Origin of the sequence: Uliginosibacterium paludis, assembly GCF_039631355.1 — a bacterium.
Taxonomy (GTDB): Bacteria; Pseudomonadota; Gammaproteobacteria; order Burkholderiales; family Rhodocyclaceae; genus Uliginosibacterium; species Uliginosibacterium paludis.
On sequence record NZ_JBDIVF010000001.1, the window covers coordinates 282,813 to 297,474 of the forward strand.

At 62.7% G+C, this 14,662-nt stretch carries 15 protein-coding genes, 1 pseudogene and 1 riboswitch; of the genes and pseudogenes, 4 read left to right on the forward strand and 12 right to left on the reverse strand.

Going from position 1 to position 14,662, the window contains the following annotated elements:
* Positions 1-104: 104 nt before the first annotated feature.
* From rpsO to ABDB87_RS01370, 12 genes and pseudogenes are all read right to left on the reverse strand, one after another.
* Positions 105-374: a 30S ribosomal protein S15 gene (gene rpsO / locus ABDB87_RS01315; protein ID WP_345923383.1), complete on the reverse strand. Its 270-nt coding sequence runs from the start codon at positions 372-374 to the stop codon at positions 105-107.
* A 58-nt stretch (positions 375-432) separates the two neighbouring features.
* Positions 433-1,353 carry a tRNA pseudouridine(55) synthase TruB gene (gene truB, locus ABDB87_RS01320; protein WP_345923385.1) on the reverse strand — a complete coding sequence of 307 codons (921 nt, stop codon included), beginning with the start codon at positions 1,351-1,353 and terminating at the stop codon, positions 433-435.
* Positions 1,350-1,748: a 30S ribosome-binding factor RbfA gene (gene rbfA, locus ABDB87_RS01325; protein WP_345923387.1), complete on the reverse strand. Its 399-nt coding sequence runs from the start codon at positions 1,746-1,748 to the stop codon at positions 1,350-1,352. Before rbfA ends, truB begins: the two co-directional genes overlap by 4 nt.
* Before the next feature lie 62 nt (positions 1,749-1,810).
* A complete protein-coding gene (gene infB / locus ABDB87_RS01330; protein WP_345923389.1) occupies positions 1,811-4,606 on the reverse strand; it encodes a translation initiation factor IF-2 in 2,796 nt (931 codons plus the stop codon).
* 18 nt (positions 4,607-4,624) lie between these two features.
* Positions 4,625-6,097 (reverse strand): transcription termination factor NusA, encoded by a 1,473-nt coding sequence (nusA, locus tag ABDB87_RS01335; RefSeq protein WP_345923391.1) that lies wholly within the window; start codon positions 6,095-6,097, stop codon positions 4,625-4,627.
* 27 nt (positions 6,098-6,124) lie between these two features.
* Positions 6,125-6,553 carry a ribosome maturation factor RimP gene (gene rimP / locus ABDB87_RS01340; protein WP_345924653.1) on the reverse strand — a complete coding sequence of 143 codons (429 nt, stop codon included), beginning with the start codon at positions 6,551-6,553 and terminating at the stop codon, positions 6,125-6,127.
* A gap of 452 nt (positions 6,554-7,005) precedes the next feature.
* Positions 7,006-7,887: pseudogene (gene rluB, locus ABDB87_RS01345) on the reverse strand (23S rRNA pseudouridine(2605) synthase RluB); the annotation flags it as partial.
* Between the two features lie 52 nt (positions 7,888-7,939).
* Positions 7,940-8,569: an SMC-Scp complex subunit ScpB gene (gene scpB / locus ABDB87_RS01350; RefSeq protein WP_345924655.1), complete on the reverse strand. Its 630-nt coding sequence runs from the start codon at positions 8,567-8,569 to the stop codon at positions 7,940-7,942.
* A gap of 79 nt (positions 8,570-8,648) precedes the next feature.
* Positions 8,649-9,470 carry a segregation and condensation protein A gene (locus ABDB87_RS01355; RefSeq protein ID WP_345923393.1) on the reverse strand — a complete coding sequence of 274 codons (822 nt, stop codon included), beginning with the start codon at positions 9,468-9,470 and terminating at the stop codon, positions 8,649-8,651.
* A gap of 41 nt (positions 9,471-9,511) precedes the next feature.
* Positions 9,512-10,165 carry a site-2 protease family protein gene (locus ABDB87_RS01360; protein WP_345923395.1) on the reverse strand — a complete coding sequence of 218 codons (654 nt, stop codon included), beginning with the start codon at positions 10,163-10,165 and terminating at the stop codon, positions 9,512-9,514.
* A 9-nt stretch (positions 10,166-10,174) separates the two neighbouring features.
* Positions 10,175-10,798 (reverse strand): L-threonylcarbamoyladenylate synthase, encoded by a 624-nt coding sequence (locus ABDB87_RS01365; RefSeq protein ID WP_345923397.1) that lies wholly within the window; start codon positions 10,796-10,798, stop codon positions 10,175-10,177.
* Between the two features lie 33 nt (positions 10,799-10,831).
* Entirely contained in the window at positions 10,832-11,674 is an 843-nt protein-coding gene (locus tag ABDB87_RS01370; RefSeq protein ID WP_345923399.1) for a 3',5'-nucleoside bisphosphate phosphatase, read from the reverse strand.
* Between the two features lie 57 nt (positions 11,675-11,731).
* Between ABDB87_RS01370 and ABDB87_RS01375 the strand changes: the two genes are divergently transcribed.
* The 4 genes from ABDB87_RS01375 to ABDB87_RS01390 all read left to right on the forward strand — a co-directional run bounded on the left by ABDB87_RS01375 (position 11,732) and on the right by ABDB87_RS01390 (position 14,661).
* Positions 11,732-12,562, forward strand: a complete 831-nt coding sequence (locus ABDB87_RS01375) for a CPBP family intramembrane glutamic endopeptidase (RefSeq protein WP_345923401.1) — start codon at positions 11,732-11,734, stop codon at positions 12,560-12,562.
* Positions 12,563-12,626: 64 nt separating this feature from the next.
* Positions 12,627-12,712: riboswitch (glycine riboswitch) on the forward strand.
* 192 nt (positions 12,713-12,904) lie between these two features.
* A complete protein-coding gene (gene gcvT, locus ABDB87_RS01380) occupies positions 12,905-13,990 on the forward strand; it encodes a glycine cleavage system aminomethyltransferase GcvT (RefSeq protein ID WP_345923403.1) in 1,086 nt (361 codons plus the stop codon).
* 46 nt (positions 13,991-14,036) lie between these two features.
* A complete protein-coding gene (gene gcvH / locus ABDB87_RS01385; protein ID WP_345923405.1) occupies positions 14,037-14,420 on the forward strand; it encodes a glycine cleavage system protein GcvH in 384 nt (127 codons plus the stop codon).
* A 58-nt stretch (positions 14,421-14,478) separates the two neighbouring features.
* Positions 14,479-14,661, forward strand: a complete 183-nt coding sequence (locus tag ABDB87_RS01390) for a hypothetical protein (protein WP_345923407.1) — start codon at positions 14,479-14,481, stop codon at positions 14,659-14,661.
* Position 14,662: the final 1 nt, after the last annotated feature.

The window sequence follows — 14,662 nt, forward strand, 5'->3', positions numbered from 1 at the left end:
GCGCCCAAAACAAAGCCGGCCAAGCCCCTTCGGCCCGCCGGCTTTGCTGGTCTTTCAGTGCGTCTCCGCGCAGGAGGCGCACAGCAGGCACCTCGCCATGCGAATTACTTGCGCAGGCCGAGACGCTCGATCAGGGCGCGATAGCCCTGGAAGTTCTTGCTCTTGTAGTAGTCCAGCAGCTTGCGACGCTGGCTGACCATCTTGAGCAGGCCACGGCGGGAGTGATGATCCTTGACGTTGGCCTTGAAGTGGTCGGTCAAGCCGTTGATGCGTGCGGTCAGCAATGCGATCTGAACTTCGGGCGAGCCGGTGTCACCCTGGGCGCGCTGGAAGTCAGAAACGATCTGAGCCTTTTGTTCGATCGAAATAGCCATTCTTGAGTCTCTTAAGGTTGTCCTTTAGCAAGCCCGCGATTATACGGCAGCGCAAGGATCATTGACAAGTACGCGCAGGCGCGTTGAAGACGACCAACCGTACGGGCCTGAGCTCCCCCGCAAGGTTGCGTTCGCCAAGACCAATAAAATCCGGGCCATAGACCCGAACCTCAGAAACCTCACCCGGGTTCCGCACGGTCTGACCGTGAAGAAAGCGGGAGGCTTCGTTTTCTGCCAGCGTCACCGCCGGCAGATGGGCAAGCAACGTATCGGGCGATGCCAGCAGAGCATGGCGACCCGCCTCTTCGTGTCCGGCAATGCCTTCAAGCGTCAGGGCGCTGGCGACATCCAGAGAGCCGATCGAAGTACGGCGAAGAGCCGTCAGATGTGCGCCGCAGCCCAGGATCTCGCCGATGTCCTCCGCCAGAGTCCGGACATATGTGCCCTTGCTGCAGCGGACCAGGAACTCGACCTCAGGCAAGGCGATGCGACGGACCTCCAGAGCGTAAATCGTAACCTTCCTTGAAGCACGCTCGATCTCGACCCCTTGCCGGGCATACTCGTACAGCGCCTTGCCCTGGTGCTTGAGCGCGGAATACATGGGGGGTACCTGCTCGATTTCGCCCAGAAAACGCAAGCAGGCCTGCCGGACCGCGCCTTCGTCACACAGCACTTCGCGCGTTTCGAGCGGCTCACCCTCGGCGTCTCCCGTCGTCGTACGCACGCCGAGGCGCAGCGTGGCGACGTAGGTCTTGTCTGCGTCAAGAAGCCGGTTCGAAAACTTCGTCGCCTCGCCAAAACAGAGCGGCAGCAACCCGGTCGCCATGGGATCCAGCGTACCGGTATGCCCCGCCTTCGCAGCCGAAAACAAGCGCCGCGCTTTCTGCAACGCATCGTTGGAACTCATGCCTCCGGGCTTGTCGAGCAGAAGCACGCCGTCCACGATCTGCCAGCGCTTGCGCTGCGGGGCCTGCGTCATGCCTTCGTTCCGTCCTGCTCATCAAGCTCGCCGCCACGCTCCGCATCGTCGGCAACAGCCCTGTCAATCAGCGCGGACATGTAACTGCCATGCTCGACCGAGCGGTCATACACGAAATGCAGCTCGGGCGTAGTGTGAATGCGGACACGCCGCCCCAGTTCCCTTCTCAGGAAACCACTGGCACGACGCAGCCCCGTCAGGATCGCATCCAAACCTTCTTCGCCCTGCATCGACGTAAAGAAGATCTTCGCGTGCGCATAGTCGGGTGTCAGCTCGACATCAGTCAGCGAGATGAAGCCGACGCGCGGATCCTTTACCTCCAGCCGGATCAACTCGGCAAGCTCGCGCTTGATCTGTTCCGCAACGCGAGCGCTGCGGGAAAATTCCTTGGCCATCTATTCCTCCAGCACAAACGGGCCCCGAAGGGCCCGTTTGATCAACCAGGCAATCTGTCCGGTTACAGCGAACGGGCAATTTCCTGGATTTCGTAGACTTCCAGCACGTCACCTTCCTGGATGTCGTTGTAGTTCTTCAGCGACAGGCCACACTCGTAGCCAGCGCGCACTTCCTTGACATCGTCCTTGAAGCGCTTGAGCGATTCGAGCTCGGTGTCATGCACGACAACGTTGTTGCGCAGCAGACGGACCCTGGAACTACGCTTGACCACACCATCCAGCACGTAACAGCCAGCGATGGTACCGACCTTCGAAATGACGATGACCTGACGGATCTCGACAGAGCCGATGATCTGCTCGCGTTTCTCGGGCGCCAGCATGCCGGACAACGCCTGCTTCACCTCATCTACCGCATCGTAAATGATGTTGTAGTAGCGGATATCCACTCCGAAGGTTTCCGCCAGCTTCCGCGCCCCGGCATCTGCCCGGGTATTGAAGCCGATGACAACCGCCTGCGAAGCCTGAGCCAGGTTGATATCCGACTCGGAGATGCCACCCACTGCTGCGTGGATGACGTTGACCCGGACTTCGTCGTTGGACAGCTTCTGCAGCGACTGAACCAGCGCCTCCTGAGAACCCTGCACATCGGCCTTGACGATAAGGGGCAGCGATTTGACCTCGCCTTCCTTCATCTGGTCCATCAGGGTTTCGAGCTTCGCGGCCTGCTGCTTCGCCAGCTTCACGTCACGGAACTTGCCCTGCCGGAACAGTGCGATTTCACGCGCCCTGCGCTCGTCAGACATGGCCATGACTTCGTCACCGGCCGCCGGCACCTCGGACAGGCCGAGGATCTCGACCGGAATGGACGGACCAGCCTCGTTGATGGGCTTGCCGTTCTCGTCAAGCATCGCGCGAACCTTACCGAAGGCCGCACCCGCCAGCACCATGTCGCCGCGGCGCAGGGTACCGCTCTGAACGAGCATCGTTGCCACCGCGCCACGCCCCTTGTCGAGACGCGCTTCGATGATCAGACCCTTGGCAGGCGCATCAACCGGAGCCTTGAGTTCGAGCACTTCGGCCTGCAAGAGCACGTTTTCCAGCAGGGAATCAATCCCCGTCCCCGCCTTGGCGGATACCGGACAGAAGGGCGAATCGCCGCCGTACTCTTCAGGCACAACACCTTCCGCGACCAACTCCTGCTTGACGCGTTCGGGGTTGGCTTCGGGCTTGTCGATCTTGTTGACGGCCACGACGATCGGCACGCCTGCAGCCTTGGCATGGTGGATCGCTTCCTTGGTCTGCGGCATCACGCCGTCATCGGCTGCAACGACCAGGATGACGATGTCGGTAGCCTTGGCACCGCGGGCACGCATCGCCGTAAAGGCTTCGTGACCCGGGGTATCCAGGAAGGAGATCACGCCACGCGGCGTTTCCACGTGATAAGCACCGATGTGCTGGGTAATGCCGCCCGCTTCGCCCGCCGCCACCTTCGTGCGACGGATGTAGTCCAGCAGCGAAGTCTTGCCGTGGTCGACGTGACCCATGATGGTCACAACCGGCGCACGCGGCTCGAGCTTCAGGTCCGCCGCTTCATCACCCTCGGCCAGGAAAGCTTCCGGATCGTCAAGCTTGGCAGCCACCGCAGTGTGCCCGAGCTCTTCGACGACAATCATCGCCGTCTCCTGATCCAGCACCTGGTTGATGGTTACCATCTGGCCCAGCATCATCATCTTCTTGATGACTTCGGTCGCCTTCACGGACATCTTGTGAGCCAGATCGGCAACCGAGATGGTTTCCGGAACATGGACTTCGCGCACGACGGGCTCGGTCGGAGCCTGGAAGTTCTGGGCACTGTCGTGACCGGAATTCCTGCCGCCTTGACGACCCTTTGGACCGCTTCTCCAGCCACTGCCAGTATTGGTGTCGCCACGGGTCTTGAGGCCACCACGCTTGTTACGGGCGTCATCATCCCGTGCAGCAGGCGCTTTGGCTGCCTGCCCCGGTTTTTTCGGCGCATCGCCTGCAGCGGGCTTGTTAGGCCTGTGCAGCGTGTTCGAGGTTTCCTTGCGTGCCCCGGCTTCCTTGGCCTTCACTGCGGCTGCGGCAGCTGCGGCGGCCGCCTCGGCTTCTGCCTTGGCACGCGCCTCAATGGCGGCCTTGCGGGCAACAGCCTCTGCTTCGCGGGCAAGCTTGTCAGCCGCCTGGCGCTCAAGCAACTCGCGATGACGGCGCTCTTCGCGCTGACGCGGGGTTTCGACTTCCGCCACAACCGGCTTTGCCACTTGTACGGGGGCAGCGACTTCCGGCGCCTTGGGTGCCGGCGCCGGCTCGGGCTCCACGACCGGCTCCGGCTCGGGAATGACCACGGGCTCGGGCTCCGGCTCGGGCTCCGGCTCCACCACAGGTTCGGGTTCGGGCTCAGGCTGCGGCTCCGGGACAACTTCGGGCGCGACAGCGGCAACGACTTCCACCACGGGAGCTTCAGCAGGCACTTCGGCCTCAGGCAGAGCGCCCTCGTCAGCCAGAGACTCAGCCACCGCTTCACCGGCGAGGTCGATATCGTCACGCTTGACGAAAGTCCGCTTCTTGCGCACTTCAACCTGAATCGTGCGGGCCTTGCCGGACGCATCCGCTGCGCGGATTTCAGTGGTCTGCTTGCGGGTCAGCGTGATTTTCGATTTTGCCGCGGTTTCTCCATGCGACTTGCGCAGGTAATCCAGCAGTCGTGCCTTGTCCTGTTCGCTCACGGAATCATTCGGGCCCGACTTCACCACGCCGGCCTTGACGAATTGCTCCAGCAGGACCGGGGCCGGCATTTTAAGTTCGGTGGCAAACTCCGCCACACTCATTTGCGCCATTGTGTGCTTCTCCCCCGCTTACTCGAACCAGTGCGCACGCGCCTTGGTTATCAGATTCTTGGCACTGGTTTCGTCCAGACCACCCAGTTCCATCAGCTCATCCACAGCCAGATCGGCCAGGTCATCGCGGGTCTTCACCCCGCCCTGGGCCAGCTTGGCTGCCAGAGACTTCTCCATCCCGTCGAGCGAGAGGAGATCTTCAGCAACTCCTTCGAGCTGCTCCTCGTTGACGATGGCCTCTGTCAGCAGCACGTTACGCGCACGCTGACGCAGCTCATTGACGGTGTCCTCGTCGAAAGCCTCGATTTCGAGCATTTCCGCCAGGGGCACGTACGCCACTTCCTCAAGCGAGGAGAAGCCTTCGTCGATCAGGATGTCGGCGAGCTCATCGTCCACATCGAGTTTTTCACAGAACAGGTTACGCAATACGCTGCGTTCGGCCTCGGTCTTCTCGGCCGCGGCCTGTTCGGTCATCAGATTGATGTTCCAGCCGGTCAGTTCGGAAGCGAGCTTGACGTTCTGACCGCCGCGCCCGATCGCCATGGCGAGGTTGCTTTCATCCACCACGACTTCCATCGTGTGAGTTTCCTCATCCACCACGATGGAACTGACTTCGGCCGGTGCCAGCGCATTGATCACGAACTGGGCCGGCTCGGCCGACCACAGCACGATATCCACGTTCTCGCCACCCAGTTCGTTGCGGACTGCCGTTACACGGGAGCCACGCAAGCCGACACAGGTGCCGATCGGATCAATGCGCTGGTCGTTGGACTTGACGGCAATCTTGGCACGCAGACCAGGGTCCCGTGCGGCGGCCTTGATCTCGAGCAGACCGTCTTCCATCTCCGGAACTTCGAGTTCGAAGAGACGGGAAATGAAGTCCGGCGCACTGCGCGACAGGATCAGTTGCGGCCCGCGAGCCCCACGGTCGATGCGCAGCAGGAAAGCGCGCACACGGTCACCGACGCGAAGGTTTTCCTTCGGAATCTGCTGATCCCGCGGCAGCAGGGCTTCCAGGCGGCCGACCTCGACCACCGCATTGCCACGCTCCATGCGCTTGATGCTGCCGGTACACAGATGCTCACCACGATTAAGGAAATCGTTGAGGATCTGCTCACGTTCGGCATCACGGATCTTCTGCAGGATGACCTGCTTGGCCGCCTGGGCACCGATCCGGCCGAAATCGATCGGTTCGAGCGGTTCTTCGACGAATTCCCCGATCTCGATATCCGGAAATTGTTCGCGAGCGTCGATGATCCCCATCTCGGCTTCGTCGTTTTCCACTTCGGCATCGAGCATGACCACCCAGCGGCGAAAAGACTCGTAATCACCGGTTTCGCGGTCAATCGTCACGCGAACATCAGCGTCATCATGAATCCGCTTCTTGGTGGCAGAAGCCAGCGCCATTTCCAGCGCGGTAAAGACGATTTCCTTGGCAACGTTCTTTTCACGTGCCAGAGCGTCTACAAGCAGCAAAACCTCGCGGCTCATTGTTTCAATCCCCTGAAAGCGAATTCATCAAAACTTCGGAACCAGGCGCGCCTTTTCCACCTGATCGAGTGGCAAAGCGACCTCACCTTTTTCGGTCTGGAGCACGACTGCGCCATCGCGCACGCCACCCAGAACCCCTGCAAAATTGCGTTGATTGTTGATGGGCAGGCGAATACGGATCTGAGCTTCCTGGCCAGCAAAACGCTCGAAATCAGCCTGCCGCTTCAGCGGGCGATCCAGGCCGGGAGAAGAGATCTCGAGGCGGTCATAATTGACGTTTTCCACTTCGAAAACGCGCTGAAGCTGGTTGCTCACCGTCGCGCAGTCATCCACATTGATGCCGCGTTCGATATCGATGAAAATCCTCAAGAGCCGCCCACCGGGCGACATTTCGATATCCACCAGCTCGTAGCCCATGCCTGCGAGCGTCTGTTCAACAAGACTAAAAAGATCCATTCCGGCGCCACAAATAAAAAATGGGCGAAACGCCCATCCGATACCCGATTCAGGCAAAACGCCCGATCCGAATCAACAAACCGCCGGGATTCTAGCACGTTCACGTGCCCGCGTAAAATCCCGGCAGAGACCACCCCAAGGCAGCCCTCCCCTGACGCTCAAGCCTCGCCTGCGGGCGCCGCCTTTGCACGGCGCGGACCACGCGAACGGCGTGGCTTCCGGGCTGCAGCCGGAACAGCCCCTGCATCAGCAGCTGGCGTAGCGTTGCTTGCTTCCGGTGCTGAAACCATGGCACCCGCTCCGTTTGCCGCCACGCCTTCAGGGCGCGGTTTGTTGCGGCGCGGACGACGTCGCGGCGCTCCACTGCGCCCCTCCGTCTCGGTCTTTTCCGGACGAGGTCCTGCCTCGCGCACATGCGGCTTGGTGCTGCGAGGCCCCCGTGCGTTCGCGGCACGACGCTTTTCTTCCGGCCGCTGCTGACGCTTCTCGAGCGGCACGCCAGAAAGCTGCGCCACCTGCTCCGGCGCCATTTCCTCGTACATGCCGCGCTTGAGACGGCTCGGCAATTCGACCTTGCCATATCGCACGCGCATCAGGCGGCTCACGGTCAGGCCAATGGTTTCGAACATCCGGCGCACTTCGCGATTGCGCCCTTCGGAAAGCGTTACGCGGTACCAGTGATTCGCACCTTCACCACCTTCATCCGACAGTGTCGTGAAGCGTGCCGGGCCGTCATCCAGCGTGATGCCCTCGGTCAATTGCTGCTTCTGCTCGTCAGTGAGCTCGCCCAGCAGACGTACCGCGTATTCGCGCTCGATCTCGTAGCGCGGATGCATCATGCGATTGGCCAGCTCGCCGTTGTCAGTAAAGAGCAGCAGGCCGGAAGTGTTGAAATCGAGGCGGCCAATGGCAATCCAGCGGCCCTTGTTGATAGCGGGCAGTCGCTCGAAAACGCTCGGACGGCCTTCCGGATCGTCCTTTGAAACGATCTCGCCCTCCGGCTTGTGGTACATGAGGACACGCGGACCACGCTTTTTCTGCTCCGCCGCGAAACGCAGATTGGCCAGCTTGCCGTTGACCTTCACGCGGTCACCGGGGCCGATTTTCTGCCCCAGAAAAGAGGGCTCGCCGTTCACGCTCACCCGGCCGGCAACCACCCACTCCTCGATTTCCCGACGCGACCCGTAACCAGCCTCGGCAAGTACTTTCTGGATCCGCTCGCCCGGCTGCATCACGACATTCGCCGCGGCACCGCGACCACCGCCACGCCCCCAGCGGCCGCTACCGGTGGGAAGACCGAGATCCAGATCACGGGACTGCTCGAGACGCCCCATGAAAGCCAGCTGTCCGTCGTGTTCGCCCTCGACGAAGTCTGGCGAATCGAAATCAATCTCCGGCGCTGATTGAATGACCTGAGCCGGTCTGCGCAGCGGGCTGTTCTTCTTTTTGTTGGGCGAACGCGGGCGACGCGGCTTCTGCGGTGTCGACAAGATCAAGTACTCCTTCCAACTCGGCCAAAGGGGGCAGCTCAGTCAGGCTGCGCAAGCCGAGGTCATCCAAGAATTTTCGGGTAGTGGCATACAGGGCCGGGCGGCCCGGAGTGTCGCGATGGCCGATCGTATCGATCCAGCCTCGGGTTTCCAGCAACCGGATCATCTGGCTGGAAACGGTTACGCCGCGGATTTCTTCAATATCCCCGCGCGTGACGGGCTGACGATACACGATGATGGCCAATGTTTCCAGCACCGCTCGCGAATAACGCGGCGCACGGGTCTCCTTGAGCCGATCGAGCCAGGGCTGAAGTTCGGCACGGGTCTGAAAGCGCCAGCCCGTCGCGAGCCGGACGAGCTCGACACTGCGACCCGCCCAGTCCTGCTGCAGATCGGCTACCAGGCGCTGCAGCGTCGGCGTTCCGATATCGGGCTCGAAAACCCTGCGCAGCACGGAAAGCGGCATGGGCTCGGTTGCCGACAGCAAAGCCGCTTCCAGCACCTGCTTGGCGAACACGACATCGATACCACTGGCAGCAAGCTGCTCGTCGGTACTGACGGCCTCTGCCTCCAGCACATCCTCCTGCACCGAGGCGTTCTCCGGCTCAAGCGGATTCGACACTGACGGACTCCTTGAGTCGGACATAGATGGGCTCCATCGGAGCATTCTGACTGAGCAAGACCAGTCCTTCCTTGACGAGTTCGAGCACGGCGAGAAAGCCCACGACCAGGCTGGAAATGCCGTGCGTGAACTCGAACAGTTCCTCGAAAGCCACATCACCCTGCCCGCCAAGCCGGCGCAGGATGCCGGTCATGTGCTCGCGCACCGACAGCTCTTCGCGCTGAATGCGGTGATTCCTGTTCAGTCTGGCGCGCTGCATGAGCGCAAGCCAGGCAGATTGCAGATCAAGCAGACTCACATCCGGCAGGCGCTCGACGGTTTTCTCGGCCACGTGCACCACCACCCACTCGAAGTTGCGTTCGACGCGCGGAATGCTGTCGAGCAGTGCCGCGCCGCGCTTGATGCGTTCGTATTCGACGAGGCGCCGCACCAGCTCCGCTCGTGGATCCTCTTCTTCCACCTCCGCACCTTCTTTCGGAGGGCGGGGCAGCAGCATGCGGGACTTGATGTCGAGCAGCGTGGCCGCCATCAGCAGGTAATCCGAAGCGAGATCCAGATTACCGGTACGCATCGCGTCGATGTAGGCCAGATACTGCTCGGTCAGCGGCGCCATCGGGATGTCGAGCACATCCAGATTGGCCCGCCGGATCAGGTAGAGCAGCAGATCAAGCGGGCCTTCGAATGTTTCGAGAAAGACCTCAAGCGCGTCCGGCGGAATGTAGAGATCCGCCGGCATTTCCAGCATCGGCTCACCGTGAATCCGGGCGAGAACCAGCTCGCCCTGCACCGGAGCGCTGTCGTTCATGACCCACGCACGCGCAAGGCGGCTTCCTGCAGCATCCGGCCTCAGACGCCTGAAAAGAGCAGAAGGAAACGCATCAGGGGCGGCGCCACCAGGCGGTAGACGATATCCAGCATGCCGAAATAGAGCAGACCGATCACGATGAAGAAACCGTAGGGCTCGATTTTCGCCCAGACAATCGCTTGGCGGATCGGCAACAGGCTGACCGCGATACGGCCGCCGTCGAGTGGCGGCACCGGAATGAGGTTGAGCACCATCAGACCGATATTCACCAGCATGCCCCGCTGGCAGATTTCGAGCCAGACGCTTCCCGGCGCCGACATCCGGACCGCCAGCCCGAGCAGAACAGCCCAGATGATCGCCTGAGCGAAGTTGGCTGCGGGCCCGGCCGCCGCCACCCAGAACATGTCGGCCTTGGGGCGACGCAAGCGACTGAAATCCACCGGCACCGCCTTGGCCCAGCCAAAAGGCGGAAAGCTCGCCCCGGTCACCGCGTTCATCAGCACGATGCCGCCCGGGACCAGCAGGGTCCCGACGGGATCCACATGCTTGAGCGGGTTGAGCGTGATCCGACCCATGAGATGGGCAGTCGGATCGCCGAACATGCGCGCCACATAACCATGCGCGGCTTCATGCAAGGTGATTGCCAACAGCACCGGAATGGCCCAGATGACAATGTTGATCAGGATGTCGTTCATGCGCCGATTCTACAGGCCAAGCGGCGCCAACGGCCCCTTGCCCTCGCGCAGCAGTTCCGGCTCGCCGGAACTCAGATCCACCACCGTAGTGGCCTCCAGCCCGCAGGCGCCGGCCTCGATGACGAGATCCAGCTGCTTCTCCAGCCTGGCCCGGATATCGTCAGCCTCGGTCAGCGGCACGTCCTCGTCTGGCAGCATCAGCGTGGAGGTCAGCAACGGCTCCCCCAGCTCCGCCAGCAAGGCACTCACGACCGGATGCTCCGGCACACGCAGGCCGATGGTCTTGCGCTTGGGGTGCAGCACCCGGCGCGGCAGCTCCTTGGTGGCCTCCAGAATGAAGGTGTAGGGGCCGGGTGTCGTCGCCTTGAGCAGGCGGTACTGGACATTGTCCACCCGCGCATAGGTTGCGATTTCAGACAGGTCACGGCACATCAGCGTGAAGTGATGACGCTCACCCACGCCGCGGATCTTGCGGATCCTGTCGAGCACATCGGCATCACCGGTAAGCCCGACCAGTGCATAGGCGCATTCGGTCGGCACGGCAATCAGGCCGCCCTCACGCAGGATCTGCGCGGCCTGCCGGATCAGGCGCGGCTGCGGGTGCTCGGGATGAATTTCGAAATACTGGGCCATGATGGATCCAAGCCGTTCGGCAAAGGCGGCACCTTACACCAAACGCTCCCACACCGGCTTGAGGTCGGGCGGCAGACGCTCGGCGCGCCCGATATCCACCACGCTCTCGCCCGGCCCGTGAAAATCCGAGGCACGGGAAGCCAGAAAGCCGTAACGGCGCGCAACACGCGCGAATTCGAGTGCCTCGGCACCGCACTGTGAGCCCGAGACGACCTCGATGGCTTCGCCCCCCAGATCGCGAAAACGATTGAACAGCGACTCCATGCCACTCTTGCTGACCCGAGTTCGCCCCGGATGGGCCACCACCGCAATGCCGCCCGCGGCATGGATCCAGCCCAGCGCCTCCTCGAGACTCGCCCACTCGTGATCGACAAAGCCCGGCTTGCCGCGCACCAGATAGTGATCGAACACGGTCGGCATATCCCGCGCGATGCCGATTTCGACCAGATAGCGGGCAAAGTGCGCGCGTGAGATGAGTGCCGGATTGCCCACGTATTTCAGCGCGCCCTCGTACACGCCGCGAATGCCGATCGCCGCCAGGCCGTCACTCATCCGGCGAGCCCGGGTATCGCGTCCTGAACGCACGCCGGCCAGCCCCTCGACCAGCGCACTGCAGGCGGTATCCACCCCCAATCCGACGATGTGCACCGACTGATCCTGCCAGGAGACGGAAATCTCGACGCCATTGACGAAACGGATGCCGAGCGACTCCGCTTCGGCGCGAGCCTCCGCCAGCCCACCGAGCTCGTCATGATCGGTCAGTGCCATCATCTGTACGCCGTTGGCATGAGCTCGACGGACAAGCCCGACAGGCGGCAGAAGGCCGTCCGAGACAGTGGAATGGCAGTGCAGATCTGCGTTCAGGACATCGTTCATGCCTCCAGTCTAGCAGCCGGCGCTTGACGTCCGACACGCACAAGCCAAGGATGCACCATGCTTTCGCCCTCCCCTCTCGCCCTCGCCGCTTTCCTGAGCCTCTTTGCCGCCCTCGGAGCCAGTCTCGTCGAACGGGCACACGCGCCGGCAATGCTCATCGGAATCGTCTCGCTCATCCTGGCCGGTCTGGCAGGCGTGCTCGACCCGATGGCTCTGGCCCTGACGCTTCCGGCATTCGGACTGGCCTGGCTGGCCCGACGTCCCGCCACGACCACCGCGCAGCGCACGCTGTTGCTGACCGCCTGTGGTGTATGGGCACTGGCCGCAGCCCTGCACCTGCTCCCTGGTTTCTCGCCGCACCTATGGAGCGAAGGTTTCGGACGGAGCGGCACGCTGCCGCTACGCTGGCACTACGACAAAGGGCTGGCCGGGCTCTTACTGCTGCTTGCGCTGCCCAGGCAAGGCAAGCCGGATCGCCTTCGCTTCGCCCTGCTGCTGCCGGCCGGGCTGGCCCTGCCGATACTCGCCCTCCTCGGCGGCCTGGCCGACCTGGATCCGCGTTGGCAGAGCGGCACGCTCGTGTGGCTGGCCGGAAACCTCTTCCTCACGGTGTTTGCGGAAGAGGCGTTTTTCCGCGGTCTGATCCAGGGCGGGCTTCGCGAGGGTCTGGCCTCACGCCTGCCCTTCCCGCTGATCGTGGTCCTTGTTGCCGTGCTGTTCGCGCTCGTGCATCTGCCCTGGGGCCCGGCCTTTGCCGCAATGGCTTTTGTCGCAGGCCTGCTCTACGGATTCATGGCCGGCGCGCGGCAGGCCCTGTCCGCGGCCATTGCCGTGCACTTCCTGACCAATGCAGGATTTTTGCTGCTTACCCGCAGCCCACTGGGCTGAAGAGACGCGCCGGAAAAATAAATTCATCGGGGCGTTGAGTTCGGCGCATCGGCAGGTTACATTCGCCGCTCGTTCGGGAGAGTGCTGCCCTGCAGCCGCCGAAGGCGTAACCCCCCGGGAACGCTCAGGCAGAAGGACCGGACGAAGAGTACAGATCTGGAGAGCGATGTCCGCGAGACATCCACCGAAGGGGCACGCGTCAGATGACCGGGCACTTCACAGGCAGGCCGACTTCTCGCCACCTGATGGAGCAGCCAGACGCAATCTCTCAGGTACCAAGGACAGATGGGGGCCGATGCACACCGTGCACCCGGCCCTTTTTCATTTGCCCCTGAGAGAAACATGGCCAAGCAGACTCCGCTCTACCCCGTCCATGCCGCCGCCGGCGCCAAGATCGTCGACTTTGCCGGCTGGGACATGCCCATTCATTACGGTTCGCAGCTCGAAGAGCACAAAATCGTCCGGGCCGACGCCGGCATGTTCGACGTCTCCCACATGCTGCCGGTCGACATTTCCGGCGCGGGCGCGCAGGCCTTCCTGCAGAAGCTGCTGGCCAACAACGTGGCCAAGCTCAGCGAACCCGGCAAGGCGCTTTATTCCTGCATGCTCCGGGAAGATGGCGGTGTCATCGATGACCTGATCGTCTATTTCTTCGCATCCGACGACTACCGCATCGTGGTCAATGCCGGCACGGCCGACAAGGACGTGGCCTGGATGCGCGAAGTCGCCCGCCAACTGCCCGGTGGCGGCAATGTCACGATCACGCCGCGCCGCGACCTGGCCATCATCGCCGTGCAGGGCCCGAATGCCCAGGCCAAGGTCTGGGCCGCCATTCCCGGCAGCGAGGCCGTCGCGGCCTCGCTCAAGTATTTCCAGGCAGCACGCATGGGCGAGCTGATGATCTGCTTCACCGGCTACACCGGCGAGGCCGGCTATGAACTGATCCTGCCCGCCTCACACGCCGTGGCGACCTGGCAAGCCCTGGCCGCGCAAGGCGTGGCCCCCATCGGTCTCGGCGCGCGCGATACGCTGCGTCTGGAAGCCGGCATGAATCTTTATGGCGCCGACATGGACGAAAGCATCGGCCCGCTGGAGTCGGGCCTGGCCTGGACGGTCGACTTCTCCGGCGAGCGCGACTTCATCGGCCGCAAGGCGCTCGAAGCCACGCCGCCCGCACGCCAGCTGGTCGGCATCCTGCTGCAGGACCGCGGCGTCCTGCGCAGCCACATGCAGGTCTTTACCGCCCACGGCGAAGGCGAGACCACCAGCGGCAGCTTCGCCCCCAGCATGAACGCCTCCATCGCCTTTGCGCGTGTTCCGGCGGCCGTCGCGATCGGCGACACTGTCGAAGTGGACATCCGTGGTAAGCGCTTGCCCGCCCGCGTCGTGAAGATGCCCTTCGTGCGGCGTGGCAAGGTGCTGGTCTGACACATCCCGAATTCATCCCGTCCCGAATTTCACCAAGGAGCAAGACATGAGTATTCCCGCCAACCTGCGTTACACCGAATCGCACGAATGGGTCCGCAAGGAGCCGGACAACACGCTGACCATCGGCATCACCGACCATGCGCAAGGCGCGCTGGGTGACATCGTGTTCCTGGAACTGCCGGAAGCCGGCCGCGTGGTGAAGGCCCGCGAGGAAGTCGCGGTCGTCGAATCGGTCAAGGCAGCCTCCGACATCTACGCACCGGTGGCCGGCGAAATCATTGCAGCCAACACGGCAGCTGTCGATGCCCCGGACACGGTCAACTCCGATCCCTACGGCGCCTGGCTGTTCAAGCTCAAGCCGGCCAGCCTGGACGACATCGATGCGCTGCTCGACGCGGCCGGCTACGCCCGGGTCGTGGACGCCGCCTGATCCTGTCGCGGGCAATGCAGCCTGTGGCAACGCGCCACGGGCTGCCGCCCGGCCCTGAATGTCCAGGCCCCCACGCAACCCGATCGACGAGCTGCTGAAGTACGCCATCGTCGCTGGCGGCATGTGCCTTGTCATGCTCGTGCTCACGCGTGGCAAGTGGCTCACCGCGCTGCTGATCGCCGTCTGGCTGGGTTTCGTGCTGCTGCGCTTCAAGCGCAAGTCCGACCAGAAAAAACCCTGAC

Coding starts and splice junctions, on each gene's coding strand:
- rpsO (WP_345923383.1), bottom strand. CDS start 374: ATGGCTATTTCGATCGAACAAAAGGCTCAGATCGTTTCTGACTTCCAG.
- truB (WP_345923385.1), bottom strand. CDS start 1,353: ATGACGCAGGCCCCGCAGCGCAAGCGCTGGCAGATCGTGGACGGCGTG.
- rbfA (WP_345923387.1), bottom strand. CDS start 1,748: ATGGCCAAGGAATTTTCCCGCAGCGCTCGCGTTGCGGAACAGATCAAG.
- infB (WP_345923389.1), bottom strand. CDS start 4,606: ATGGCGCAAATGAGTGTGGCGGAGTTTGCCACCGAACTTAAAATGCCG.
- nusA (WP_345923391.1), bottom strand. CDS start 6,097: ATGAGCCGCGAGGTTTTGCTGCTTGTAGACGCTCTGGCACGTGAAAAG.
- rimP (WP_345924653.1), bottom strand. CDS start 6,553: ATGGATCTTTTTAGTCTTGTTGAACAGACGCTCGCAGGCATGGGCTAC.
- ABDB87_RS01355 (WP_345923393.1), bottom strand. CDS start 9,470: ATGAACGACAGCGCTCCGGTGCAGGGCGAGCTGGTTCTCGCCCGGATT.
- ABDB87_RS01360 (WP_345923395.1), bottom strand. CDS start 10,165: ATGAACGACATCCTGATCAACATTGTCATCTGGGCCATTCCGGTGCTG.
- ABDB87_RS01365 (WP_345923397.1), bottom strand. CDS start 10,798: ATGGCCCAGTATTTCGAAATTCATCCCGAGCACCCGCAGCCGCGCCTG.
- ABDB87_RS01370 (WP_345923399.1), bottom strand. CDS start 11,674: ATGAACGATGTCCTGAACGCAGATCTGCACTGCCATTCCACTGTCTCG.
- ABDB87_RS01375 (WP_345923401.1), top strand. CDS start 11,732: ATGCTTTCGCCCTCCCCTCTCGCCCTCGCCGCTTTCCTGAGCCTCTTT.
- gcvT (WP_345923403.1), top strand. CDS start 12,905: ATGGCCAAGCAGACTCCGCTCTACCCCGTCCATGCCGCCGCCGGCGCC.
- gcvH (WP_345923405.1), top strand. CDS start 14,037: ATGAGTATTCCCGCCAACCTGCGTTACACCGAATCGCACGAATGGGTC.
- ABDB87_RS01390 (WP_345923407.1), top strand. CDS start 14,479: ATGTCCAGGCCCCCACGCAACCCGATCGACGAGCTGCTGAAGTACGCC.